This window comes from Pseudomonas sp. P110(2024) (assembly GCF_057480795.1).
Window position 1 is genome coordinate 311186 of record NZ_JBLIYT010000004.1, and the last position, 26350, is coordinate 337535.

At 67.1% G+C, this 26350-nt stretch carries 19 protein-coding genes; 3 read left to right on the plus strand and 16 right to left on the minus strand.

Annotation, left to right across the window (positions count from 1 at the left end):
• The first annotated feature begins 131 nt into the window (after positions 1–131).
• Positions 132–1694: a threonine ammonia-lyase, biosynthetic gene (gene ilvA / locus AC25ND_RS08820; RefSeq protein WP_486976236.1), complete on the plus strand. Its 1563-nt coding sequence runs from the start codon at positions 132–134 to the stop codon at positions 1692–1694.
• 77 nt (positions 1695–1771) lie between these two features.
• Positions 1772–2920: an L-threonine dehydrogenase gene (gene yiaY, locus AC25ND_RS08825; protein ID WP_028689458.1), complete on the plus strand. Its 1149-nt coding sequence runs from the start codon at positions 1772–1774 to the stop codon at positions 2918–2920.
• A 70-nt stretch (positions 2921–2990) separates the two neighbouring features.
• Here yiaY and AC25ND_RS08830 read toward each other — a convergent pair whose 3' ends face one another.
• From AC25ND_RS08830 to AC25ND_RS08845, 4 genes are all read right to left on the minus strand, one after another.
• Positions 2991–4184, minus strand: coding sequence for a hypothetical protein (locus AC25ND_RS08830; RefSeq protein WP_028689459.1), 1194 nt, complete (start codon positions 4182–4184; stop codon positions 2991–2993).
• Positions 4185–4271: 87 nt separating this feature from the next.
• Positions 4272–4739 carry a VOC family protein gene (locus tag AC25ND_RS08835; RefSeq protein ID WP_236180639.1) on the minus strand — a complete coding sequence of 156 codons (468 nt, stop codon included), beginning with the start codon at positions 4737–4739 and terminating at the stop codon, positions 4272–4274.
• A gap of 268 nt (positions 4740–5007) precedes the next feature.
• Positions 5008–6627, minus strand: coding sequence for an NADP-dependent glyceraldehyde-3-phosphate dehydrogenase (locus AC25ND_RS08840; protein ID WP_028689461.1), 1620 nt, complete (start codon positions 6625–6627; stop codon positions 5008–5010).
• Positions 6628–6724: 97 nt separating this feature from the next.
• Positions 6725–9853, minus strand: a complete 3129-nt coding sequence (locus AC25ND_RS08845) for a dermonecrotic toxin domain-containing protein (protein WP_280079956.1) — start codon at positions 9851–9853, stop codon at positions 6725–6727.
• A 136-nt stretch (positions 9854–9989) separates the two neighbouring features.
• Between AC25ND_RS08845 and AC25ND_RS08850 the strand changes: the two genes are divergently transcribed.
• Positions 9990–12233, plus strand: coding sequence for a putative bifunctional diguanylate cyclase/phosphodiesterase (locus AC25ND_RS08850; RefSeq protein WP_069017689.1), 2244 nt, complete (start codon positions 9990–9992; stop codon positions 12231–12233).
• Here AC25ND_RS08850 and AC25ND_RS08855 read toward each other — a convergent pair.
• The 12 genes from AC25ND_RS08855 to AC25ND_RS08910 are packed head-to-tail and all read right to left on the minus strand — an operon-like array spanning position 12230 to position 26348.
• Positions 12230–13006: a ChbG/HpnK family deacetylase gene (locus tag AC25ND_RS08855; RefSeq protein ID WP_028689464.1), complete on the minus strand. Its 777-nt coding sequence runs from the start codon at positions 13004–13006 to the stop codon at positions 12230–12232. The genes AC25ND_RS08850 and AC25ND_RS08855 overlap by 4 nt on opposite strands.
• Positions 12978–14150 carry a GNAT family N-acetyltransferase gene (locus AC25ND_RS08860; RefSeq protein ID WP_486976237.1) on the minus strand — a complete coding sequence of 391 codons (1173 nt, stop codon included), beginning with the start codon at positions 14148–14150 and terminating at the stop codon, positions 12978–12980. The genes AC25ND_RS08855 and AC25ND_RS08860 overlap by 29 nt, the downstream gene beginning before the upstream one ends.
• Before the next feature lie 4 nt (positions 14151–14154).
• Positions 14155–14844, minus strand: coding sequence for a GNAT family N-acetyltransferase (locus AC25ND_RS08865; RefSeq protein ID WP_088852069.1), 690 nt, complete (start codon positions 14842–14844; stop codon positions 14155–14157).
• A 34-nt stretch (positions 14845–14878) separates the two neighbouring features.
• Positions 14879–16789: a hypothetical protein gene (locus tag AC25ND_RS08870; protein ID WP_280092258.1), complete on the minus strand. Its 1911-nt coding sequence runs from the start codon at positions 16787–16789 to the stop codon at positions 14879–14881.
• Positions 16786–18090, minus strand: a complete 1305-nt coding sequence (locus AC25ND_RS08875) for an oligosaccharide flippase family protein (RefSeq protein WP_028689468.1) — start codon at positions 18088–18090, stop codon at positions 16786–16788. Before AC25ND_RS08875 ends, AC25ND_RS08870 begins: the two co-directional genes overlap by 4 nt.
• Positions 18090–19097, minus strand: coding sequence for a polysaccharide deacetylase family protein (locus AC25ND_RS08880; RefSeq protein WP_028689469.1), 1008 nt, complete (start codon positions 19095–19097; stop codon positions 18090–18092). The genes AC25ND_RS08875 and AC25ND_RS08880 overlap by 1 nt, the downstream gene beginning before the upstream one ends.
• A 9-nt stretch (positions 19098–19106) precedes the next feature.
• Positions 19107–20243, minus strand: a complete 1137-nt coding sequence (locus AC25ND_RS08885; protein WP_028689470.1) for a glycosyltransferase family 2 protein — start codon at positions 20241–20243, stop codon at positions 19107–19109.
• Positions 20236–21201 (minus strand): glycosyltransferase family 2 protein, encoded by a 966-nt coding sequence (locus tag AC25ND_RS08890; protein WP_062361783.1) that lies wholly within the window; start codon positions 21199–21201, stop codon positions 20236–20238. Before AC25ND_RS08890 ends, AC25ND_RS08885 begins: the two co-directional genes overlap by 8 nt.
• Entirely contained in the window at positions 21198–22568 is a 1371-nt protein-coding gene (locus AC25ND_RS08895) for an O-antigen ligase family protein (RefSeq protein ID WP_028689472.1), read from the minus strand. Before AC25ND_RS08895 ends, AC25ND_RS08890 begins: the two co-directional genes overlap by 4 nt.
• Positions 22565–23743, minus strand: a complete 1179-nt coding sequence (locus AC25ND_RS08900) for a glycosyltransferase family 4 protein (protein ID WP_069017678.1) — start codon at positions 23741–23743, stop codon at positions 22565–22567. Before AC25ND_RS08900 ends, AC25ND_RS08895 begins: the two co-directional genes overlap by 4 nt.
• On the minus strand, positions 23740–25314 hold the full coding sequence (locus AC25ND_RS08905; protein WP_028689474.1) for a GumC family protein: 1575 nt from the start codon (positions 25312–25314) through the stop codon (positions 23740–23742). Before AC25ND_RS08905 ends, AC25ND_RS08900 begins: the two co-directional genes overlap by 4 nt.
• A gap of 14 nt (positions 25315–25328) precedes the next feature.
• On the minus strand, positions 25329–26348 hold the full coding sequence (locus AC25ND_RS08910; RefSeq protein ID WP_062361789.1) for a polysaccharide biosynthesis/export family protein: 1020 nt from the start codon (positions 26346–26348) through the stop codon (positions 25329–25331).
• Positions 26349–26350: the final 2 nt, after the last annotated feature.

Genomic DNA, 26350 nt, shown 5'->3' on the forward strand with positions numbered 1-26350 from the left:
AGCGTCGCGCCCTCAGCATTATTACCGCCATTATCAGTTTGGCGGGCTAGCGCACACATGCACTGAACCCGCCCTGGAGGCGGGTTTCTTCTCTCTGACTCCTGGGCACTACAAAAAACCAGGAGTCATCGATGACCAGCTTCAGCGCCACCCTGCGTACCCCGGCAACGCCCCAGCAACTGCTGTCCGAGCAAGTACGCCGGATTCTTTCGGCCCCGGTGTACGACCTGGCCATCGAAACCCCCTTGCAAGCGGCGCCGGCCCTGTCGGCCAGCCTGGGCAACCAGGTCCTGCTCAAGCGCGAAGACCTGCAACCGACGTTCTCCTTCAAGATCCGCGGCGCCTACACCCGGCTGTCGCGCCTGACGTGCGCCCAGCGCGAGCGCGGCGTCATCACCGCGTCGGCCGGCAATCATGCCCAGGGCGTGGCCCTGGCCGGCTCGCACCTGGGCATCAAGACCACCATCGTCATGCCCACCACCACCCCCTCGCTCAAGGTCGAAGGCGTGCGTTCACGGGGTGGCCATGTGGTGCTGCACGGCGAAAGCTTCCCCCACGCCCTGGCCCATGCCCTGCAACTGGCCGATCGCGACGGCGCGACTTTCGTGCCGCCGTACGACGATCCTGACGTCATCGCCGGGCAGGGCACCGTGGCCATGGAGATCCTTCGCCAGCACCCCGGCCCGCTGCATGCGATCTTCGTCCCGGTCGGCGGCGGCGGCCTGATCGCTGGCATCGCCGCCTACGTCAAGTACCTGCGCCCCGAGGTCAAGGTGATCGGCGTCGAGCCGGAAGACTCCAACTGCCTGCAGGCCGCCATGGCCGCCGGCGAGCGGGTGATCCTGCCGCAGGTCGGCACTTTCGCCGACGGCGTGGCGGTGGCGCAGATCGGCGCGCACTGCTTCGAGCTGTGCCGCCACTTCGTCGACGAGGTGGTGACGGTCAGCAGCGACGAACTGTGCGCGGCGATTAAGGACATCTATGACGACACCCGCTCGATCACCGAACCCTCCGGCGCCCTGGCCGTGGCCGGCATCAAGCGCTACGTGGCCCGCGAGGGCCTGCAGGGCCAGGCCCTGGTGGCCATCGACTCCGGTGCCAACGTCAACTTCGACCGCCTGCGCCATGTGGCCGAGCGCGCCGAGCTGGGCGAGCAGCGCGAGGCGATCATCGCCGTGACCATCCCCGAGCGCCCCGGCAGCTTCCGCGCCTTCTGCCTGGCCCTGGGCAAGCGCCAGATCACCGAGTTCAACTACCGCTACTACCCGGGCAAGGAGGCGCGCTTGTTCGTCGGTGTGCAGACCCACCCCCTGCACGACCCACGGGAGCAACTGCTAACCAGCCTGCACGAGCAGGGCTACCAGGTGCTCGACCTGACCGACAACGAACTGGCCAAGCTGCACGTGCGCCACACCGTCGGCGGCCACGCGGCGCCGGGCGGCGGCGAGCGGGTACTGCGCTTTGAGTTCCCCGAGCGTCCTGGGGCGCTGCTGGGTTTTCTCGAACGCCTGGGCAAGCGCTGGAACATCAGCCTGTTCCACTACCGCAACCACGGCGCGGCGCAGGCACGGGTGTTCGCTGGGTTGGAGGTGCCGGACGACGAGCTGGCCGGGCTGCCGCGGGCGCTGGACGAGATGGGCTATCAGTACTGGGACGAGACGGAGAACCCGGCGTATCGGCTGTTCATGGGGTAGGTTTGCCCTGGATCAACGCGCCCACGCCCAATTCGGCGGATGCTCAAAGCCTACCGTCAGCTTGAGAGGATCCGGCCATGAGCAGCACGTTCTTCATTCCCGCCGTGAACATCATGGGCATCGACTGCCTGGAGGAGGCGATGACCGCGATCGCGGGCTACGGCCTGCGCAAGGCGTTGATCGTCACCGATGCCGGGCTGGCCAAGGCCGGCGTCGCCGAGCGCATCGCCGGGATGCTGGCCATGCGCGACATCGATTCGCGGGTGTTCGACGGCGCCAAGCCCAACCCGAGCATCGCCAACGTCGAGGCGGGTCTGGCGATGCTGCGTCGCGAGGGCTGTGACTGCGTGATCTCGCTGGGGGGCGGGTCGCCCCATGACTGCGCCAAGGGCATCGCCCTGTGCGCCACCAACGGTGGGCATATCAGCGATTACGAAGGTGTGGATCGCTCGGCCAAGCCGCAGCTGCCGCTGATCGCTATCAATACCACGGCGGGCACCGCCAGCGAGATGACCCGTTTCTGTATCATCACCGACGAGGCGCGCCACGTGAAAATGGCCATCGTCGATCGCAACGTCACGCCGATCCTGTCGGTCAACGACCCGGCGCTGATGGTCGGCATGCCCAAGGGCCTCACCGCCGCCACCGGCATGGACGCGCTGACCCACGCCATCGAGGCCTATGTCTCCACCGCCGCCACGCCGATCACTGACGCCTGCGCGCTCAAGGCCGTGAGCCTGATCAGCGACAACCTGCGCCAGGCGGTTGCCGACGGCGGCGACCTGGTGGCGCGGGAGAACATGGCTTATGCCCAGTTCCTGGCAGGCATGGCCTTCAACAACGCCTCGCTGGGCTACGTGCACGCCATGGCGCACCAGCTGGGTGGCTTCTATGACCTGCCCCATGGCGTGTGCAACGCGGTGCTGCTGCCCCATGTGCAACGCTTCAACGCCAAGGTCAGCGCCGCGCGCCTGCGTGACGTGGCCAAGGCCATGGGGGTGAAGGTCTGCGGGCTGGACGCGGAGCAGGGCGCCGGGGCGGCGATCTCGGCCATCGAGCACCTGGCGGCGGCCATCGGCATACCGGCCGGGCTGGCGGAGCTGGGGGCCAAGGTCGAGGATGTGCCGGTGCTGGCGGCCAATGCGTTGAAGGATGCCTGCGGGCTGACCAATCCGCGGGTGGCCAGCCAGGTGGAGATCGAGGCGATCTTCAAGGCCGCGTTCTAGTCCGGTCGCGTCATCGCGGGGCAAGCCCGTTTCCACGAGGGTCGCGAAAAACGACCCTGATGGGGCTTGCTCAGCGTTCGCGCATGAAGAACCCGGCCACGTACTTGCGGAAGGTCTCCAGGCTCTTGAAGTCGGCGTAGCGCTTGAAGTTCTCGGCATCCGGCTCCGGCCCGATCGGTTGCTCCAGCAACGACACCGACAGCACCCGGTCCTGGTCCGAGGTCAGCACAAGCTCGTCCATCACCTGGCCGCCGATCACCGGGCGGCGCATCAGTACCTTCACCCCTTTGCTCGCCATCCAGTCGATCAGCGACACCAGCGCCTTGAGCGGCTCGCGCTCTTCGTCGCGGTACACCGGGAACAGGTGCGCGCGCGAAAGCACCGGCACGCTGGCCACATGGATCAGCTCGTAGAAATGGCTGCCGGCGGTGGCCGGCGAGTACAGCGCCAGGGCCAGCAAGGGGCCTGAGGCGCGGTTACCGCCCCAGTAATGGTGATGACCTTGGAAGTCGAAGCCGTCCTCGCTGCGGTTGTTGAACAGCTTGCGGCCCTTGATCTGGTCGACGCAGTCGAGCAGCAGGCCATGGCGGCGATGGTTGCCGAACACCGTGGCCTCGCGCAGGCGCGCCTTGAGCATCATCATGTGCTTCATGTCCAGGCGTGTTTCCAGGTAGTTGCTGGCCGGCACCCGCTCCAGCAGCGGATAGCGGCTGGCGACGCCGCGCAGCTCGGCGAACTGGGCGGTGAGATCCTTCTTCAGGTGGGTGGCGTAGACGTTCAGGCCGCTGGCCTCGATCCAGGTCAGCAGCAACGACAGCAGCCGCTGCTGCTCGCGGCGCTCGCCGGGGTCGCGTGGTCCGGCGGTCGTTTCGCCATCACTGGCACGGCGGTAGTCGCCAAGCAGCCGCAGCGGCGCATCCGGTGCCAGCCAGGCCGCGGGAGGCGTGTTGTCCTCGGCGCTTGCGCCGGTCTCGCGCTCGTCCTTGCTGAACGGGCAGCCCGGGGTATGTTCGGCGGTATCGGGATTGTTGCGCAGGAACAGGGTGCCGGTGTTGCCGTTCAGCGACACATTGAGCACCGGCAGGGCATCCTGGCGGCAATCGCAGGCCAGCCACTGGTTGGCGCTGCGCACCTTCATCAGCCACTGGTTGGCCTGCAGCAGGCGGGGGCCGGCCAGGGTGCCGGTGGCAAAACTGGCCAACAGTTCCTCTTCGGCCAGGGTCAGGCTGCGCACCTGCGCGCCAGATTTTTCGATGATACGCATTGAGAGGCAGCTCCAAGCTACAAGCCTCAAGCTTCCAGCAAAGCGCGATGGCTTTCAACTTGAAGCTCGCGGCCTGGGGCCCGCCGCTCACTGGCCGCTGAACAGTTTAGCGGCGCGGGCGCGGATTTCCTCGGGGGTGAGGTCTTCCTTGTGGGTAGAGACGAACCACAGGTTGTTGAACGGATCCATCAGGGTGCCGCTGCGGTCGCCATAGAACTGGTCCTGCACTGCGCGCACTTGTGTCGCGCCAGCACGCAGGGCCTGGGCATAGACATTGTCGCAGTCCTCGACATACAGGTGCAGGCCAACCCCTGGGACCTTGATGTCCTCGCTGGGCTTGAGGCCGCCCTCCATGTCACAGGGTGAGCCGAGCATCAGTGACGAGTCACCGATTTTAAGCTCGGCATGGCCGACGCTGCCGTCAGGGCCTTCGAGGCGGAACATCTCGATGGCGCCGAAGGCCTGCTTGTAGAATTCGATGGCCTTGGCGGCCTCCCTGATGCCGAGGTAGGGGGTGATGCTGTGCTGGCCTTCGGGGATGGGTTTGACTGCCATTTGCGTAAGCTCCTTTCACGTGGGTTGTTGTTTGCAACAGCCTGGTGATTAGAGTCGTCTAGGCGGATGGAAAATCGACAGTCGAGTTATATCGATTGTCTATAAAAAACCTGTTTTGTGGCTGATGCGGTCGGTGTAGGAGCGGCCTTGTGTCGCGAAAGGGGCGCGTAGCGGCCCCAGGATTTGATGTTGATGCATCAATCGCCGGGGCTGCTACGCAGCCCTTTCGCGACACAAGGCCGCTCCTACAGGGGAAGTGCGTGAAGCTTTAGAAAATGTAATCAGTCGTCAGGAAGCTCGACTGCCGGTTACGGATGATCTCGCTGATCAGCTCCTTGTTCGCTTCCTGGAACTTGGTCGCCACCAGGGTACGGATGGAAAACACCCGCAGCGCATCATGCACCGACAAGGTCCCCTCGGCGCTGTTCTTGCGGCCGTTGAACGGATAGGTGTCCGGCCCGCGCTGGCACTGGGCGTTGAGGTTGATCCGGCCGACCTGGTTGGCGAAGGTGTCGACCAGGGCGCCGACGGTCTCGGGGTCGTTGCCGAACAGGCTCAGTTGCTGGCCGTAGTCGGAGTCGAGCACGTAGTCGATCACCGTCTGCAGGTCGCGGTAGGGCACCACCGGCACCACCGGGCCGAACTGTTCCTCGTGGTAGACACGCATGTCCTGGCTGACCGGGTAGAGCAGGGCGGGGTAGAAGAACGAACCTCGACTCTGCCCGCCGCCTTCGTTGAGCACTCGCGCGCCCTTGGCGGTGGCGTCCGCCACCAGGCCGTCGAGGTAGTCGACCTTGCCCGGCTCCGGCAGCGGCGTCAGCGCAACGCCCGGCTCCCAGGGCATGCCCGGTTTGAGTGCGGCGAGCTTGCGCTGGAACTTGTCGAGGAAGGCATCGACCACGTCCTCGTGCACGAAGAGGATCTTCAACGCCGTGCAGCGCTGGCCGTTGAACGACAGGGCGCCAGTAACGGCCTCCTCGACGGCGTTGTCCAGGTCGACCTGGGGCAGGACGATGCCGGGGTTCTTGGCGTCCAGGCCCAGGGCCGCGCGCAGGCGGTGCGGGCGCGGGTGGAGTTTCTTCAGGTCGCTGGCGGCCTTGTGGGTGCCGATGAAGGCGAACACGTCGACCTTGCCGCTGGCCATCAACGCGCTGACGGTTTCGCGGCCGCGCCCGTAGATGACGTTGATCACCCCCGGGGGGAAGCTGTCGCGGAAGGCCTCGAGCAACGGACGGATCAAGAGCACGCCGAACTTGGCCGGCTTGAACACCACGGTGTTGCCCATGATCAGCGCCGGGATCAGCGTGGTGAAGGTCTCGTTGAGCGGGTAGTTGTACGGGCCCATGCACAGCGCCACGCCCAGCGGCGCCCGGCGGATCTGCCCCAGGGTGCCCTGTTCGAGCTCGAAGCGGCTGGAGCGGCGGTCGAGGTCCTTGAGCGCGTCGATGGTGTCGACGATGTAGTCGCAGGTGCGGTCGAACTCCTTTTCCGAGTCCTTGAGGTTCTTGCCGATCTCCCACATCAGCAGCTTGACCACCGCCGCGCGCTGCTCGCGCATGCGCGCCAGGAAGGCTTCGACATGCTGAATGCGCTCGGCCACGCGCATGTTCGGCCAGGCGCCGCGGCCCTTGTCGTAGGCGGCCACAGCTGCGTCGAGGGCGGTGAGCGCGGTGTCGGCATCCAGCAGCGGGGCGCTACCTAGGATCACCTGGCGTTTGCTGTCGCCTTCCTTGAGCCATACCGGACTGCGCACGGTGGCCAGCGGGCCGTCCCAGCGGCGCAGCTCGCCACCCACCAGGTAGTCGCGTTGCTCAAGCGGCGCGCCCAGGCGCCAGGCTTCGGGGATGTCCTCGGGGGCGGGAAACAGCGAATCGAGCAGACGGTCCATGGGTACTGCACCTCTCAAATCCGGATGATGAAACGCTTCAGCTTGCGAGCATGCGCCGACCGGCTGAAAATTGCCAGCCTGGCGCAGCCGCTGGCGGTCATTCCTCGAAAGGCGGCGGGAACACCTCGTCGTCCAGCAGCCTCATCGCGCCGATCGACAAGCCATAATCCATGGCCCGCGGGTCGGCGAACGTGCGCAGGCGCCGCCACAGCCGCGGCTGAGTGTAGTCCGGCAAGTCCTGCAGTCCACGCAGTTCACGACGATACTGCAGGGGCAGATCGTTCCAGATAGTCCAGTCGTCGACATCGGTGTCTGCCAGCATCTCTTCATAATCGGCGTCGGCCACCAGCAGATCGATGTTATTTCGCTCGTAGTAGGATTGGATCTGCTGGGTGACGCGTTCGCTGAGTTCGGCGCTCTCCAGCCACAGCGCCTGGGCCGCGATCCGAGACAATTGCAGGTTGTCCGGCAACTGGGTAAAGCGGTTGTCCCGTAGATCGAACACGACGGGGCGCCAATCGTCATCGCTACGGATGCCGGGGGGCCAGTCGGTGAGCTCGCAACTGTTGAGGTTGAGCATGTCCAGCGCATTCTGCCGGCTCAGGTCAGGACTGCGGGCCAGTGGATTGTGCGACAGGTCCAGCAGGCGAAGATTGTCGAGGCGATCCAGAGCAACCTGGTTGGCGTCGTTCCAGAGGATGCTGTTGCCTTGCATATCAAGCCATTCCAATGTGTGTGGCATGGCGACCGCAGGGATCTGCTCGAAGCCGCAGTTTGTCAGGTGCAGGCGTTGCAACTGGGGAAACCGTTCGAGGAACTCTGCGGGCAGTTCGCTCAAGGCGGGGTTCGCGGCCAGGTCGATCCGCTGGATATGGGTGAAGCGGTCAGGCAGCGCCAGCGAGGCGAGGTCATCGTTGGTCAGCCCCAGGTCGGCCAGGTTGATCATGTGGATGAGCTGGCCTTCTTCCTGTGAGTATTCCGATATCCGTTGCCAGTTGCTCATCAGCCTGCGCGCGGCAGCCTGGCGCAGCGGACTCTCACCTGCCCAGGCACGTACCCGGGCACGGAACGCCAGCAGTTGCTGCTCCAGTTCGGTGAGTTGCTGCATGGGATCCAGGCCAGCCTCGAACCATTGACTCAGTTGCTCGTTGACCTGGAAATCGGCGGACTCGGGGTAGAGCGCTCGGTAGCGGCGCCAGAACGTGCCGACATCGATACGCCGAGCGGGTGGCGCAGGCTCGTCCATGCCGCCGCGCAACTGGCCGCGGTTGCCCCAACCTGGCGCCGAGTCTGTCAGTAGACGTCGGACCATGGCAGGGTCCGAGCGGGCCAGGTCGTTGATCTGTTGGCGCAACCCATCGCCATTGGTGCTCGTCAGACCCAGGGCTGCACGGTCGTTGGGAGACAGCGCCTGCACGACCGCACGGCAGAGATCGTGGTCTTGTTGTAGAGGGGCTGGTCGTTCGCCAAGGTAGGCTTCGTAGCCCTCGGCTGACTTGAGCACGGTACAGACACGACTGGTGTCCTGGCCACCGGCGACAAGCAACAGCGGGCCTTGGGGGGACGCGGCCCGCAGTTCCAGGCGCAGTTGCTCCGGCCAACCAGGCAGCTGTGGCATCGCGTTGATGATCAGGCGCTCGCTCAGCAGGCTGGCTTGCTCGGGGAGATACAGCCCCTTCAGGGCGTTCTTCAGGATGCTCTCGTCACGCTGATCGACGCGTCGCAGGCGCTGGCTGCCGTCTTCGAGGGTGACGGGTTCGAGGCTTTCCATCAGTGGACTGCTGGCGAGGCGTGACATGGCCTTGCCGGCCAGATGCAGCCCGCCGATCAGCGCCAGGTTCAGGCCTACCGACCTGAGGTGGGCCATGGCCTGCGCGCGGTCACCGACCTGCCAGGACTCATAACCTTCGTAGGCTTCATCGAGCAGTTGGTAGGCAATCACCGCGGTCATGACCGTGCCCAAGGCGGGGACGAACATGCCGGCAATCATCAGCATGTCGAGACCGGCGCTGGCCCAGAGGGCCTTGCGCGTCTTGAGCGCCTGTTCGTCGGCCTGCGCGGTAGGCACGGCCAGTTGCCGGGCTTCGTGCTTCAGGCGTGCCACGTGGTCGTCGTGGAGGAAGTCGAACAGGTCTGCGGCGATGGGCAGGGGGCGCAAATGCAGGTCGCCACCGGCATTCTGGCGCAGGCGGCTGGCGAACTGGCCCTGCTGCTCGCTTGGCACATAAACCATGAAACCTTGGCGAAACGGCTCCTGCTGCAAGTCGCTGCGCAACTGGCTATGCAGCGCTTCGAGGTTGTCGAAGGCGCGCAGGCTGTCTGTCTGTCCCGGCAGGTACAACACGATGCCTGAAGTACCGGTATCGATCAGGGTCGCCTCGTGCAGGGTGATGCCGAACAGGCTCAGTTGGCTGCAGGGCAATGCTTCGCCATTTTCCGGCAAGGTCTGCAGCGCATCCCATCCCGCACCACTGAGGCGGTTGCGGACTCGCGCCAGGTCAGCCGCCAGACGCAGGCTGTCCTGGTGAACGCGCAGCGCCGCCGGGCGCACGCCGGACGCGGCGAAGGCGGTATCGAGGTGATCCTGGTAAGCCTGCCCGAGGTCCAAATCGCGACAGGTTCTGGCGAACACTTCGGGTGTCAGTGCCAGGGGCTTGATGCGGATCTGCTCCGAAGGCAGGTCGATGTCGACTTCGGTCTCGCTGTCGCCCAGGGTCGTCTTGCCCGTGATCACGGTCTGGCTGACATGCCAGTCGCTGTCCAGGGCGAGGGCGCTGTCGCGGCTGAAGGTCACGGTGTCGCTGAAATTGTGCAAGGCGGCTTCGAGCAGGCTGCGGTGTTCGTGGTGGGTGAGGTAGACCTGGAAGCTGTAGAGGTGCTTCACCCAGACCAGTGATGTACTACGCAGTGGCGCACTGAGTCCGTGTTGCGTGCGCAAGCGTTCGGTGAGCAGGGGCTCGGCGAATTCGTTGATGTTCTTTAAACCGCGCAGGTGCCGTGCCATCGCGCGTTGCGCCCGCATCAGGCGTACCTGGCTGGTCTGGACCGCTTCGCGCAGGTGCGGCGCGGCATTGGCGAACCAGGCCGCCTCGGCGCCGGGCAGGCCCTGCGCCGGCAGGATGGCGTCGCTCAGTTGCTGCCAGTGCCCTGCGCTGGCCTCCCGGGCCCAGACGGGCAGCTGGCGTTGCACAAGGGCATGGTGTGAGTGGGGGATATTCGCTGTCATCTGTGGCTCCTTGCAAAGCGCACATCAGAGCAGCCGTGACGGAGCTGCCGGTGGTACATGGTTGTACCGGCAAAACGAACCTCAATATTGGCCGCGCAGCGCCGATAAATGCGTAATCGACTGCCATCGCCTGCCTATGATCACTCCCCAGCACTCTCAAGAACCCACGCCAGCGCCAGTAGGGACGTTGCGCCAATCGCTCAATCGCCTGCTGCCGGTCGGCCTCGCCCTGGTGGGGATCGGCCTCTCGGTCGCCCTGGGGCATCTGGATGCACAGCGCGAGCGCACTGAGCAACTGGGCAACCTCGCCGCCCGGCTGGCGGGCCTGCGTGGCGCGCTGGAAGCCCAGCTGGGCGCGGCGTTTGGCCAAGCCGAGGGTATCGCCCAGCTGATCACCGCCGATGGCGGCATCAGTGAGGCGCACTTCCACGGCATGGCCCGTGATGCCCTGCGCGCTGTGCCCTACATGCGTCATATCGCCCTGGCCCCGGGGGATGTCATCCGAGATGTTTACCCGATGGCGGGCAACGAGCGGCTGATCGGGCTGGATTACCGCCAGCTGCCGGACCAGTTCCCGCTGGTGCGATCGGCCCGCGACCATGCCCAGCCGGTGCTGGCCGGTCCCCTGCAGCTGTACCAGGGCGGTCGGGCGTTGATCTACCGGCGCCCGGTGTTCGTCACCGGCAAGCGGGGTGTGCGGTTTTATTGGGGCAATGTGTCGATCGTCGCCGATATCGACCGCCTGCTGCTGTCCGCGGGGCTGCGCCTGGACACCGAGTTCGAGCTGGCCGTGCGTGGCAGCGACGGCAAGGGCGCCGAAGGTGCGCTGATCTGGGGCGATCCACGGTTGTTCGAGGCGCCGCAGGTGATGATGACCGTGGCGGTGCCGGGCGGTGCCTGGCAATTGGTGGCCGTGCCTCGGGGCGGCTGGTCGGGGCTGGACCTGTTCGGCTCGCCGCTGTTCCTGTTCGCCCTGAGCTGCACGGGGCTGTTCAGCCTGTTCGTCGCCCAGCTCAACCGCAAGCAGCGGTTGCTCGAACAGCGCAACCGCGAGCTGCAGCGCTACCAGGCCCAGCTCGAGCGCCTGGCCCACTACGACACCATCACCGGGCTGCCTAACCGGATTTTGTTCCAGCAGCAGTTGGGCACGGCGATCCTGCAGGGGCATGGGCTGGCGGTGCTGATGCTCGATATCGACGGCTTCAAGCAGGTCAATGACAGCCTCGGCCATCCGATGGGCGACCTGTTGCTGCAGCAGGCGACCGCGCGCTTCTTGCAGGAGCTGGACAGCCAGGACCGCCTCTGCCGTCTGGGCGGTGACGAGTTCGTGTTCATGCTGCAAGGTGCCCAGGGCCAGGTGAACCACCAGGTCCGTGCCTTGCTGCGCTGCCTGCAGCGGCCGTTCGACCTGAACGGCAATGCCGCCCTGGTCACCGGCAGCATCGGCCTGGCCTGGTGTCCGCAGCATGGCGAGGACGCCGACAGCCTGTTGCGCCATGCCGACACCGCCATGTACGTGGCCAAGGAAGCCGGGCGCGATGCCTGGCGTCCCTATCACCCGGACATGACCGAGCGCCTGCAGCAGCGCCTGGAGCTGGAGCGCAACTTGCGCCGGGCCCTGGAACACAACGAATTCGAGCTGTGGTACCAGCCCAAGGTCGATCTGTTCAGCGGCCAACTGGAGGGCGTCGAGGCCCTGCTGCGCTGGCGTGACCCTGAGCATGGCCTGGTCTCGCCAGGGGAGTTCATACCCCTGGCCGAGCGCACCGGGCTGATCATTCCGCTCGGTGAGCGGGTGCTGGAGCTGGCCTGCGCGCAGCTGGCCGAATGGCGTGCCGGCGATGGCCTGCCCGGACCGTTGGCGATCAACGTCGCAGCCCTGCAGATCGAACGCAGCGACTATGTCACCAGCCTGGCCTCGGCACTGGAACGCCATGGCCTGCCGGCCAACCTGCTGGAGGTGGAGATCACCGAGAGCCTGCTGATGGAAAGCCAGCAGCAGGCCTGCGCGGTGCTGGCGCAGTTGCAGGCCATGGGCGTGGCCACGGCGGTGGACGACTTCGGCACGGGCTATTCGTCGCTGGCCTATCTGCGCGCGCTGCCGATCGATCATCTGAAGATCGACCGTGCCTTCATCAAGGATCTGCCCGGGGACGACGACGCGGTGGCCATCGCCAGGGCGATCATCGACCTGGGCCATGCCCTGGGTTTTCGCATCACCGCCGAAGGCATCGAAACCCAGGAGCAATACGATTTCCTGCGCCATGCCGGTTGCGACCAGGGCCAGGGCTTCCTGCTCGGGCGGCCGATGCCGGCCGAGGCGCTGCGCCGCTGGCTGGCCGACAACCACGAACGGCGGCATCGCCCACCGGGGCGTTAGCTCGCTTCGTCTACGCCCAGGCTCGCATACCCCACCCGTGGCACCTGCCCCAGGCGCTGCTCGACCAGTGCCAGCAGCGACTCGCCGCTGGCCAGGTAGGCATCGCCGAAGTCATGCCCGCCCAGCGCGCTGGGGTGGGCCACCAGCTCCAGCACGCCATGCGCGGGGGCCAGGCCGGCCTTGAGGTCGGCCGGGGTGCAGACGAAGTCGGCGGTGCTCCCGGCGAGCTGACGCAGGCGCCAGTTGAGCAGGGTCTTGAACGCACGCTTGGCCGGTCCGATGTTGTGCCCGAGGTTGCGCGCCAAGCGTACCGGCACGCCCTGGTCGCGGGCGAAGCGGGCGACGACGGTGCCCACCGGCCAGATGTTGTGCACGTGCTGGTGCGAGTCCAGGTGACTGGGCATCAGGCCATGGTCCAGGCAGTGTTTCCACTGGGCCTCGAGTTCCGCTTCCACCGCGGCACGTTCCCGGCGCGACAGACGCAGGGTGCGTTGCTTCAGGCGCAGGTCGAACTCGCCGTGGGGCGTGCAGAAGCGTGGCTCGGCAAGGATCGCCTGGCTCAGCGGCCGGCCGTAGGTGAGGTTGAAGTGCAGCCCGATACGCCCCTTGAGCAGTGGCTGCTGGGCCAGCGCGCAGGCGGCGGCAAAGGCTGGCATGTTGGCCATGGCCGTGGCCGAGCTGATCAGCCCGGCCTGGAAGGCGTGCAGGATGACCGCGTTGGTGTGGGCACTGAGGCCGAAATCGTCAGCGTTGACTATGACCTGGGATGGCATCCGGGCGCTCCTGTGGCGGGGTGGGGGCGACAACATCGGCTTCGTAGCGCGGCGAGCGTCTGCGCAGGCGCGGCTTGAGCCAGCGCCAGCAGCGCTGCGCCAGGCCCAGCAGCACGCCGTCGGGCCGCCAGCTGTAGCTGCTCAGGCGCCACTGTTCGAGCTGGCCGGTCATGCGTTCGTGTAGCTGGTGGCTGGAGTTGTCCAGGCTGACCCGCGAGGCGTCGATCCATTTCCAGTCCGCGTCCAGGCCCCAGTGGATCCACTCCTCCAGCAGCACGCGGCCGCTGCCCAAGTCACGGTGTTCGGGCATGAAGGCGAGGTTGTAGTCGTAGATCCGGCCGCGCTCCACCAGGCCCAGGCGGTAGCTGATGCAGCGCCCGTCCAGCTCCAGCAGCACCAGGCACACCAGGCCTTCGCCAGCCAGCGCGGTGAAGGCTTGGTACATCCACTGGCGGCGCAGGGGGCCGGAGAAGATGCCAACCTCGTCGTCGCCTTTCCAGCTTGCGGCCTCGACGGCGCTGATGGCGTCGAGCAGCTCACTCATGTTCTCGGCGCTGGCCGTGACCCGACGCACGCTGGCGCCACAGGCCTTGATCCGTTTGCGTGCGCGGCGCAGTTTGTAGCGCGGGTCGCCGCTGACCTCCTGGCGATCCTGTTCGTTGATGCGGTGCACCGGCACGCGGCAGGTCAGGCGCTGCTGCCAGGTGGAACTGGCACTGGCCCACTGGCGCAGCCAGCCTTCGTGCTCGGCGTTGTCGGGCACCTCGTTCAGTTGCAGCAGGGCATGGGGCAGGTGCTTGCGGATGGCCTGCAGGACTTGGTCGGCGTATAGCGCCGGCAGGTCGATGAGCAGGGCGATACGGTCGTTCAGCGGATAGCCCAGGTGGCGCACCACCGGGGCGAATAGCGGGCCGAAGGGCTCCCGGGCGCGGACCAGGGGCAGGCACAGGCACAGGCGTTGGTCCTGGTAGCCGAGCAGCACGCCGAGCTGCTGGCCGGGCAGCAGGGCGGCCTCGGCGGCGCACAGCCAGCCGAGGTGGTTGAACGGCGTGCTGCCGGGCAGGCGCCTGCGCAGCGCCTCGTAGTCGGCGGCGGGGAAGTCGTCGCTGCGCAGCGAGGCGCACCAGCTGAGCTGCAGGGTCATAAATTCAGCCCGCCGAGGCCGATGAGGCCGGGACCTCAGGCTTGCGCAGCGGTTCCAGGCGCGAGGTGGTGTAGCGGCTCTCGCGGTAGAGCCTCCAGCGGCCGAACAGGCAGTACACGTTCGTGATCCGTTTTTGTTCCTGGTAGCCCATGCGCAGGTGCAGCTTGAGCGCCGGGATGTTGTGCTGTTCGCACACGTCCACCACCTTGGTGCAGCCCTGGGCGGCCATGGCCTTCCACAATGCCAGCTGCAGGTCCACCGACAGTTCGGTGCCCCAGTACTTGCGGATCAGCTCGCCGCCGAACTCGAAGAACTCGCCTGGCCCGACCGGGAACCAGCACCCGTAGTAGTGGCGGTCGTGGTAGTGGCGGTTGCTGCCCCAGATGAACGCCACGGCGTCGTTGTCGTCGTCGAGGAACATCAACCCGGTGTGGCCCTCGGCGGCCAGTTCGCGCATGGTCTCGACCCGGTCGCCGAAATGGCGGGCGAAGGCCTGCACGTTATGCACGGTGATGCTTTCGACGCGCAAGGTGCCGTAGGGCTTGAGCCGGTGCGGCGGTACCGGGCTGTCCAGGTCGCGCTCCATCCACAGCAGTTCCCAATGGTAGAAGACGTAGTGCCGGAAGGCGCTACCGAGGGTGTCACGCAGTCCCTTGCGCTTGATGCGGTCCTGGATCTTGGTAAATGCAGTCATGGTGCCTCCTGGGCATGGCTGAGCGAGATGCGTCTCATGACGCGCTCCAGGTCAGGGCGAACACGGTCTGCCCTGGCAGTTGAAAACGGACCTGGCCATCGGCGCAGCTGAAGCTGGCGCGGCGGCTCTGGTTGTCGGGGCCGAACAGTTCGAGCTGGCCGGATGGGCAGTCGCCCAAGGTGAGCGCCACCTGTTGCAGGCGCTCGGCTTTGTTCACTCCCAACAGGCTGCGCTGGTGCTGACGGGCCATGGCCAGGGCGTCGACCTCGAAAGCGTCGTTGTCCAGGGCCAGCACCTGGTCCAGCCAGTGGCGTTGGATGAACTGCTGGGCCAGGCCCACCGGCTTGAGTTCGTAGCGCTGGTCGCCGGCATCGCGCAGCATGCCCTTGGGCCATTCGGGCTCGTCGGCGACATGGAACCAGTTGAGCATGTCGAGCAAGCCATCACCGGCGGCATTGATCACCACCGACGTCCACCACAGGCCGGCGTAGTGGGTGTTCTGCTCGTAGGGGCTAAGGCTCGAGCCGCTGGACAGGTTGGTCTGGTCCAGCAGCAGCGCCTTGCGCGGCCGGCCCTGGCCGTCCAGGCCGACCAGCTCGGCGGCCTGGCGCACGCTGTCACGGTAGCTGCGGGTGGCGAGCAGGTCGCGGACCATCCATTCGTGCCAGGCCAGGGCGTCGATCTGCGCGCCCTGTTCGGCGAGCAGGCGCCGTGCCCAGTCGATGCCACGGCGTTGCTTGCCATCGTCGGTGAAGGGGCCGCCGAGCAGGCGCGAGGAAGCCGGCATGGCGATGCGCACGCCGGCCTCGTGGGCGCCGGGGTATTCGCGCACGCGCCTGGCCATGGCCTGGAAGAAGTCGCGGTAGCTGGCGTAGTCGCGATAGTTGAGGTTGGGCTCGTCGGCAAAGGCCAGGTAGTGGGTGCCTTTGCCGCCCAGGGCCTTGGTCGCCTCGAGCCAGGCGTCAAGGCCATCGCTGCTGGTGCGGTCGCTGCGCAGGTCGGCGACCCGGGCGCTGCCGGCCAGCAGGGTGATGTCCTGGAGGATGCCGAAACGTTCCTGGTAGAGCTTGCGCCAGGTGTTCTCGAAGTCGGGTTGCCGTTGCAGCACGTCGACGAAGCTGTAGAAACCGGCGGCCTGGGGGCGCAGGGCATCCAGGGCGGCAAAGCTCGAGGCCGGCGGCAGCACATAAGGCAGGGCCACCCCTAGCCTCGGCGTGGGGCCGAGTACTTTGCTGCCCAGGGCCAGGCGCACCTGGCCTGGTTGCTGGGGCAGGTCGCCCAGGTCGTCAGTACGCTGGGCGAACAGATTGGTGGTGCCGTCGAGCCAGAATGCCGCCTTGCCGCTGCCCTGCAGGCCCAGGCGCCAGGTCTCGTCGCGGGTACTGACCGGCAGTGGCAACTGGTCGAAGCGCCAGTAGGCACGGTAGGGCTTGAGCGGCAACTGCACGCGGCGGCCGTCGCCGAGGCGTTCGGCGAACAGCCCGTGGACGCCGCCATGGTGCTTGCCGGCCAGCACCGCCCGTTCGCCGGCCTTGACCCGGAAGTACAGCTCGACACCCGGCCCGACCTCGGCGCTGAAGTGCACCTTGGACGGAGCGAACAGTGCACGGGTGCTGGCGTCGTGCTGTATACGGTAGTCGCGAAAGCTGTAGCCGGGCACTTCCAGGCGATAGGCGCCGCCAGCCGGTGTCAGCGGCCAGCGCTGCTCGCCGCGCACCTGCGTGGCGTCAATGCGCCGCTCGCCGGCCAGCCGGCCCTGTCCATCCAGCAGGTACAGGCGCTCCGGGTTGGCGTCGGCCTGCCAGGCCGGACGCCACTGGATGCGCAGCTCGTCGGCGCGGGCCGGCAGCAGGTACAGGCTGCCATCGCGGATCTCGCCCCATTGCACGGGCGCGGCGAGCGCTGTCTGCGCCAACAGCGTGGAGCACAGCAGCAGGGCTTTCATGCCGCCCTCCGTTGCAGCATCTGGCGCAGCGGCGCCAGGTCGGCGGGCAGGATGATCAGGGTCTGGCCCAGCGGCACGCCGCTGAGGCGGCAATACAGCACCAGCATGGCCACGGTGACTGCCAGGTAGGCAATGGATGAGGCCGCCGCCGCGCCGACGATCCCCCAGGTCGGAATCAGCGCCACGTTGAGCACCAGGTTCAGCGCGGCGCCCGCGCCCATCAGCAGCGACACCGTGCCGGGACGGTTCTTGCCCAGCAGGTCCAGGCGCAGGATGCTGGCGTAGCACAGGCCGAGCAGGCCCGGCAGCAAGGCCAGCAGCGCCGGATAGGCCGGCGCGTAGTCAGCGCCGAACAGGGTGACGATCAGCCACTGGCCGATCAGCGCCATGCTCAGGCAGGCGCCGAGCATCACCGTGGCCGTGAGGCGCAGCGCCAGGGGGGTCAGGCGCTCCATGCCGGCGTCCTGCTGCAGCAGGCGTTTCATCAGCGGCGTGGTCACCGCCTCGGGGACGATCAGCAGCAGTTCGGCGGCGGCGCTGGCCATGGCGTAGTGGCCCAGGGCGGTGCTGCCGAGCATGGCGCCGATGAACAGGTAGTCCGAGCGCAGGATCACCTGCTGGAACAATAGGTCGGGGTGGCTCTTGGCGCTGTAGCTCAGCAGCTCGCGCTGCCCGCCGCGATCCCAGCGCAGGGCCAGCGGGTGCTGGCGGCGCAGCCACCACAGGCCCAGCACCAGCACCAGGGCGATGCCGCACAGCCAACTGATCAGCGCGGCTTCCAGGGCCTCGTCGCGCCACATCCAGAACAGCCCGAGAAACAGCAGCAGCGGCGCCAGCGATTCGGTCAGGCGCAGGGCGTTGAAGGCGCCGACACCGCCGCTGGCGTTGTGCAGGGTCAGCAGACCGCTCTTGAGCACGGTCATCGGCACCGCCAGCAGCAACAGCCAGGCCAGCAGGCCCAATTGCACGGTAATTTCCAGATTGGTGCCCAATTCGCGCACCAGGAACACGCAGACCAGGGTCAACAACCCGGCCAGCAGGCAACCGTAGACCAGCACCTGGGTCAGCAGCAGGCCCATGTCGCGCTGCTTGGCCGCCTGGTAGCCCACCGCGCTGTTCAGGCCGCCGCTGGTGGCGGCGCTGATCAGGTCGGGCAGGGTGCTGAGCAGGGCGAACAGGCCGCGCTCGCTGGGCCCGAGGATGCGCGCCAGCAGCACGTTGCGCAGCAGGCGCAGAGCGATCATCGCAAGCTTGGTGCCCATGCTCAGCGCCAGGTGGCACAGGTAGCTGTTGCGGTTCATCAGCGTTCTCCGCGGCTGATGCGCCAGGCCAGCAGCGAAGGACGGCTGGCATTGCGCTGGCTCACGCCGATGCGCGGCAGCGCCAGCGGGTCGTCGTGGCCCTGGCAGATGCCCGGGCGGGTGCTCAGGGCGTAGGGGTAGCGGTGCGCGGCGACCCGCGCGCGCACGCGTTCGTCATGGTCGCCATTGGGGTAGCAGTACACCGGCAGCGGTTCGCGGCAGCCTTCGTTGAGCGCGGCGTGGCTGCGTTGCAGCTCTTCGTTGAGGCGGTGATCGTCCAGGTAGGGCAGCAGGGCATGGCTGGCGCCGTGGGGGCCGAAACGCACCAGGCCGGAGTCCTCCAGGGCGCGCACCTGCTGCCAGTCCATGGCCTGGGGCAGCGACTCCGGCGGGCAGGCGTCGGTCAGCACATGCAGGGCCTGGGGGCTGAGGCTCTTGAGGGTCTGCAGGTAGCGCGCCAGCACCAGGCTGCGGGCCTTGCTGTGTTCGTGCATGAAGTAGGCCGCCGGCAATGGCCGGCCAAGCTTGCGCAGGCGTTCGATCAGTTGCCGGCGGGCGTCCTCGCCATGGCTGCCCCAAAGGGTCTCGCCGACGCTCTCCCACCAGAAGCGCTGGCGGCTGCCGATGTAGTCGGTGGACAGGAAGATGCTCGCCGGCACCTGGTGGCGCTGCAGCAACGGGAAGGCGTTGACGGCATTGTCGCGCCAGCCGTCGTCGAAGGTCAGGGCCACCTTGGGGCGGGTATCGCCGCGGGGCTGCTCGTGGCTCTTGAGCAGGTCCATGAGGCTGACGCAGTCGAAATGGCGGTGCAGCCAGCGCAGCAGCCCTTCGAAGGCCCGGGGGCCAACGCACAGCTCGTTGCGATGGGGCAGGGCGGCGCTGGCGTCATCGGCCAGCACCCGGTGCAGCATGAGGATCACCCCGGCGCCGCGCAGCTCGGCGCGCCCGCGCGGCGACTTGAAATAGAACCAGCCACTGGCCTGCTTGATTTGAGTCTTGATCGGCATGTCCGTCGCTCATCGATTCTGGTCGGGGTTCCATTGGCTGTAGCTGTGCCCGCGCAGGAACTGCCACAGGCCCACGCTCATGCCGGCGAGGGTGACCAGCACGAAGGCGGCCAGGCGGAACGGGCGTGGCAACCGGCGGCGGGCGTCGAGCAGGCCGGCGATGGCGGCGGCATAGCCGAGCAGCTGCAGGGCCAGGGTCAGGCGGTAGAAACCGGGTTCGATGGCCAGCCACAGGTTGGCCAAGAGCAGCGGCAACAGCAGTACCGGGGCCAGGCGGCGGACCAGCTTGTGGCTGATCAGCGCGATGGCGTACAGGCCGTGGCGAGCCGGATTGAGCAGTTCGCGGCGTGCGGCCAGGCTCAACAGGCCACCGACGGTGACCCGCTGGCGGCGACGGAACTGCTTGTCGGCCTCGTCCACGCCCTGGTCCAGTACCACCGCCTCGGGCACGTAGACGATGCGCAACCCCGCGGCCGGGGCGCAGGTGCTGATGAAAAAGTCGTCGTTGACCTGCTTGGGAATCGGTTGATACAGCGTCCGGCGCAGGGCCAGCAGGGCACCGTCGGCCGAGACCATGCAGCCGGTGCGGTTCTCCACCTTGCGCACCCAGGCTTCGTAGTGGCGGTACAGGCTGTCGCCGATGCTCAGGCCCTTGCCCGGGTCGGGGATGATCATGTGCCCGGCGGTACCGCCGACCTGCGCGTCGGCGAACGGCGCCAGCAGCAGGCCGAGGGTATCGGTCGACCATTGGTTGTCGGCGTCGGTGAACACCAGCAGGTCGCCCGTGCACACCTGCACCGCACTGTTCAGCGCCCCGGCCTTGCCCAGCCGCGGCAGGTCCAGCACCTGCACCCGTGAGTCGCCCAGGGCCCGGGCCAGCGCCACGGTGCGGTCGCTGGAGCCGTCGCTGGCCACCACTACCTGCAATTCGGCGGCCGGGTAGTCCTGGCCGAGCACGCTAGCGAGCTTGGCTTCGATATGCCGCTCTTCGTTGTGCGCGGCGATCACCACGCTCACCCGCTGCGCCGGCAACGGCGAATGCGTGCGCCGGGCGAAGAACGGCGCGGCCAGGGTCAGCAGCAGCGGATAGCCGAACCAGGCATACAACGGCAGCAACAGGCATAGCCAGAAGATGAACTCAGCCACGGGCGGGCCTCCTTGCGGTGCGGTTGAACAGGCTGAGGATGAACGCCGCGCCGGCCAGGTGCAGGCGCAGCCAGTGCAAGCCCCAGAGTTGCAGGGTGAGCAGCGGGTCACGGTGCTGGCGGCTCTGGCGCAGGCTCAGGAACAGCGCGGGCAGGGCGCCGACCAGCAGGAAGAACAGGGCCGCATGGGGGAAACCGTCGAGCAGGGCCGACAGGGCTATGGCATCCAGTACCCAGGCCCCCACCGAAAGCAGCGGGAAGCGCAGCAGGCGCAGGCTGACGCCATGGCTGCGCAGCAGTTGCAGGTGGCTGCCCTGGCGCCACATTTCCTTGCCCAGCCATTCGCGCCAGTTGGCCTCGTAGCCCCAGTGCAGCACCGCGGGCTGGCGCAGCACCCGCAGGCGGGCGCCGGACTCGTGCAGGCGCAGGGTGAAATCCTTGTCTTCGCCGGTGCGCAGGCGCTCGTCGAAACCGCCGATCTGGTCGAACCAGCTGCGGCGCATCAGCAGGTTGGGGGTGGGCAGCCAGGTGCAGTCCTGCACCGTCTGCCCGGTGCGCAGGGTACGCCGTTGCCAGGCCTGGGCGAACCACGGGGCTTGGCGCGGGGTGTCGCAGTCCAGGGCGAAGACATCGCCTTCGCCGCGGCGCTGCAGGTCCAGCAGCAGGTCGAGCCAGTGCTCGGGCACCTCGATGTCGGCGTCGAGGAAGGCCAGCCATTCGCCGTGGCTGGCGGCTACGCCGGCGTTGCGCAGGGCGCCGATGGCCACCCCGGGCAGGCTCAGCACCTGGGCACCGTGCTCGCGGGCGATCCGCGGGCCGTCGTCACTGGAGCCGTTGTCCACCACGATCAGCTCGCAGGCCAGGCCCGCCGCGCTGGCCGAGCGCCGGGCGGCATCCAGGGTGCGGCCGATATGGCGGGCCTCGTTGAACATCGGGATGACGATGCTCACCCGGCTCATCGGGCCACCTCCACCGGCTGTTGTTCACGGGCCTGGCCCAGCAGCACGCTGGACAGTGCCAACATCAGCCACAGGTACTTGTGGCTGGGGGCGCTGAGGAACATCAGGAACAGGCCGATGGCCAGCATGCTCATGGTCAGGTGGGTCATCAGGTCGGCGCGGTCCGGGTCGCCGGCGGCGCGGAAGGCGGCGCGGGCCCGCCAGAAGTTGCGCAAGGCCAGGGCGATCATGCCGACGAACAGCAGGCCCGCCGGCAGGCCGACCTCGCTGAACAGCTCCAGGTAGGTGTTGTGGGCGCGGCGGTAGAGGTCGGTGGTCTTGCTGTTGACCGGGGCGAAGGCCTTGGAGAAGCCGGTGTCGGCGTAATGCAGCGGGAAGGTGCCGGGCCCGGTGCCGAGCAGCGGGCTGTGGCTGATCATTTCCTTGCCCACCACCAGGTAGGAGGCGCGCCGACCCAGCGATTCGTCCTGGTGCGCGTTGACCCCAGACTTGAGCAGCATCAGCGACTGAATGCGGTCGGCGTAGCCTGCCGGCATCAGGGCCACGCCCAGGGGCAGGACGATGGCCAGGCCGAGCATGGCGAAGCCCAGGTGGCGCGGACGGATGCAGGTCAGTTGCTCACGGTAGTTGTACAGCATCATGCCCAGGCTGATCAGCAGCACCACCAGCCCCGAGCGCGATTCGGTCTTGGTCATGCCCACCAGCAGCAACAGGCAGCAGCCGGCCCAGAACAGCTTGACCGGGATCTGCCGGGCCTTGATCGCCAGCCACAACCCCAGCGGCATGGCGATGGTGATCAGCAGGGCGAAGGCGTTGGGATCGAGCATGGCCGAGGCGCGGCCCTGCTCCTGGTACTTGGTGGAGAAGATCGCGAACAGGCAGGTCACGCACACGCTGACGGTGATCAGCCGGGCCAGCATCGGCAGGTTGAGGTCGCGGCCGACCAGCAGGGTGATGACGAACACCACCAGGCCCACCAGCAGCTCGCGCAGGTGTCCGCCCGACAGGGCCAGGTCGTCGCTGGTCCACAGGCTCAGCAGGTACAGGGCCATGAACGGCAGCAGCAGGCGCCACTGGTTGCTGCGCAGGCGCTCCCCGGGCAACTGGCGCACCGCCAGTTGCAGGCTGAGGATCAGCACCAGGCCGATGCCCACCAGCTTGGCGCCGGACACCAGGCCGTCCTTGAGCAGCCCCTCCAGCGGCACCAGGGTGGCGATCACCAGCAGGCCCCAGGCGGGCTTGCGGTACAGCACCAGCACGCCGGCCAGGCCGATCACGCCGCCGGGGGCCAGGAACGGGTAGGGGCTGGCCAGCAGCCCCAGGCTCAGCAGGGCCACCAGGGCCACCAGCGACAGGGGAATGATCATGCGACAACCTCCTCGGCCGTGCCCCGGTACACCAGGGCCCAGCGTTGTGCCAGGGTCGGCAGGTGGTAGCGTTCGCGTTGCGTGCGGCGGGCGCCGGCGACCAGCTCGGTGGCCTGCGCAGGATCCTGCAGCAGGGCCTCGAGGTGCGCGCCGAGCTCGGTGCTGGCCATGGGCGCGGCCAGCAGGCCGTTGCGACCGTGCTCGATGACATCGGGGATGCCGCCGACGCCGAAGGCCACCACCGGCACGCCATCCTGCATGGCCTCGAGCAGGATCATCGGCGTGCCTTCGGTGCGCGAGCTGATGACCAGGGCGTCCAGGCGCTTCATCCAGGCGCGCATGTCGCGCTGGAAGCCCGGCAGGGTGATGCGCGCGGTGAGGCCGGCGGCGTCGATGCGGGCCTGCAGGGTGTCGCGCTCGGGGCCTTCGCCGAGCATCACGGCATGGACCTGTGGGTGGCGCTGGCACACCGGGATCAGGGTGTCGAGGAACAGGTCGGGGCCTTTTTCGCTCGACAGGCGGCCGACATAGGCGGCGAGCCAGGGTTTTCTATCGCCTTGGCGAGGAGCAGACGTGGGAGCAGGCTTGCCCCGCGATTCACTGTTGTGTTCGGCATCGCCATCGTGGGGCAAGCCCGCTCCCACGCCTGCGGTCAGGTCAACCTCCTGGTGCTCGGGCAACCCGTTGGGAATCACCCGCAACTTGGCCTCGGGTACGCCGGCATCGCGATGGATGCGGGCGATGCTCTCGGCCACGCACACCACCGTGTCCACCGTCGGCGTGCGGCACAGTTGCAGGCTTAGCCAGGTATAGAAGCGCTGCTTGCGGCTGCGCGGGGTGAAACCATGCTGGGTACTGACCATCGGCAGGCGCCACAGGGTGGCGCCGATCCAGCCGAACAGCTGGCCCTTGAAGTTGTGGCTGTTCACCAACGGACGTTGCCCGCGCTGCGCGCCGAGTACCTTGAGCACCGCCCCCAGCCCCTGGCAGGTGTCGCACTCGACACCGGCTTCGCGAAAGCGCGCCACCAGCTCCGCCGGGGCATCGAGGAACAGCACCCGATGCTGGCCGGGGGTGGCCTGGCAGTGGTCCAGGAGCATGCGCTCGGCGCCGTAGAATCCGCCACTGCCGAGCAGGTGCAGGATCGGCCGGCCGGCGTGCAGCGCGGCGTTCAATTGCGCACCCAGTGCCACAGCCGTGGCAGCGACCAGCTTTTGTGCGGGTTGGGCAGCGCCGGGGCCTGGTCGTTGATCACCAGCAGCACCGGCAGGCCCAGCTCGTGGCTGATCTGCGCCGGATGCTTGAAGCGGTGGTCGAAGAACTCCCTGACGTAGACCACGGCGATCGCCAGCAGCAGGCCGGTGATCAGGCCGAACGGAATGATCAGGCCAGGTTTCGGGAAGCTTGCCGCGGTAGGTTCATAGGGGGCGCTGAGGATCCGCGCGTTGGACTGGCTGCCGTCGAGCAGGCCCTGGCCGCGGCTTTCCTCGTAACGCTGGGCATAGGTGGAGAAGGCCTTGTGCAGGGCATCGATCTCGGTATCCAGCTGGCGGGTCTTGCTCTGGGTCTCGCGCAGCTGGAGGATGCGCTTGCTGTAGTCGGCGATGCGCTGGGTCTTCTGCTCGATCACCTGCTGGGTCACCGCCAGGTCCTGCTGGCGCTCACGGATGCGGTTCTCGACGATCTTGAGGAACTGCGCGCGCAACTGGGCGATCTGCTGGCGGGCCATGACCATCTGGTCGGAGCCCGGCTGGAACACCGTGGCGTCGCCGTTGTAGCGGGCCAACTGAGTGGTCAGTTGCTCACCGAGTTGCTTGATCTCGCGGTCCTCGAAGGCGATGTTGTCGACCGTGGTGGTGAAGGTGTAGGGGAAGGCGTAGTCGGCCATCTTCGCCTTGTTGGCCGCGGCCAGGCTGCTTTGCAGGTAGTCGAGCCACTTCTGGTTCTGCAACTGGCGGTCACGTTGCAGGTTGAGCGCCTGCTCCTCGGTGTTGATGGCATTGAGGCGGAAGGTGATCTCTTCCTTGGGGTCCGACGAGCCGATGGCGGTCAGCAGCCCCAGGCGCTGGCTTTCCAGGTCGCCCAGCCGTGCCTGGTAGTGCAGTTTCTTCTGCTCGTAGAACGCTTCGGGCAGTTCGTTGGACTGCAGGTCCTGGCGGTTGGTCAGGAAGTTTTCCAGCAGGCGGCTGACGAACAGCGTGCCCAGCTTCGGATCGTTGGCGCCGTAGGTGATGGAGATCACGTTGGAGCCGGGCAGGGTCTCGACCTTGAGGTCCTTGACCGCCTGGTCGGTGAGGGTGTCGAGCTGGGTGTCGCGGTCATCGGCGACGGTGTTGCCGAACAGCCGGTGCAGCGGGTCGAGCACCGCGTGGCGCAGCGGGTCGAGCACGGTACGGCGCAGCAGGCCGGGCTCGTCCGGGTAATGGCCTTCCTTGCGCAGCTCGCCGATGGTCTGGCGGATCAGGGTTGGCGAGCGCAGGATGTTGCTCTCGGTCTCCATGTCGGCCAGCGACGGCGGGATGAACTGATCGGCCTGCTGGCTGAGCGCCGAGGTGGTGTCGCTCTGCGAAAGCTTCTTGGACTGCACGATGACTTCGGCGGTGATGTCGTAGCTCTGCTTGAGCACCAGCGGCAACAGCACGGCGATCACCGCGAACACCAGGAACACCCGTTTCACCAACTGGCGGTTGGCGAAGAAGATGCGGAAGAACTCATGCACATAGTTTTCTTTGGGTTGCGTGGTCATGGTCCGTCCCCCGGTCAGTTGCTGCTTTCTTTGTTGTCGACGCGGTAGCTGAAGCTGAAACCGAAGCCTTGGAACAGAATCACGTCGGCCAGTTGCCGGGATAGCTCGGCGGCGCTGGCCAGCTTGGTCTTGGGCACGTAGAGCATGTCTTCGGGCTGCAGGTAGGCAAGCTTTTGACTGCCGCCGGACAGTGCCTGGTCGACGTCGTAGTTGACCGCGTGCACGGTGTTGCCTTCACGGCGCATGATCACCACCGAACCGAGCTTGGCCTTGAGGGTCGGGCCGCGGGCCAGGGTCAGGGCCTCGAGCACCGATATCGGGCGGCGGATCTGGAAGGCGCCGGGTTGGCCGACTTCGCCGAGCACGTAGATCTCGTTGGCGGCGGTGGACTTGAGCAGCACGTCCACGCTCATGCGCCCGGGCAGTGTGGCGTAGCGCTCGTTGAGGTAGTCACGCAGCTGGTTGACGGTCATGCCCTGCAGCGGCACCGAGCCAATTTCCGGGAAAGTGGCGCGGCCGTCGTTGCCCACGGTGATGTCGCGGCTCATGCCGGTGCCGGGGTGGTTGAGGGCGTTCTTCAGGTTGACCTCGTCGGTCATCGGGCTGATCACCCGCACGGTGACCTGGTCACGGTTGGGCTTGAACACCCGCTTGTCCTGGTAGGCCTGGCGGATGGCGCTCTCGGCCTCGCCGGGGGTCATGCCCTCGACGCGCACCGCGGCGTTGGTGCTGGGCAGGGTGATGGTGCCGTCAGGCTGCACCAGTTGGTTGCCGTTCAGACCGCTGGCGGCCATGAAGTTGAGGTCCAGGGTGTCACCGGACTGGATGCGGTAGACCCCGGCCGAGCGGTTGCTGACATGGAAGATCACCTCCAGCACGTCCTGCGGGCGCAATACCTGTTCGCGGCGGGCGACCTCGGTGGCCTGGCTCTCGGCCGGTGGCGCGGTGAGGATCTGCACCGGCATCTGGCGGTCTTCCTGGCTGGCGCAGCCGGCCAGGGCCAGCACGCACAGGGCTATCGATGGGTATCTCATGG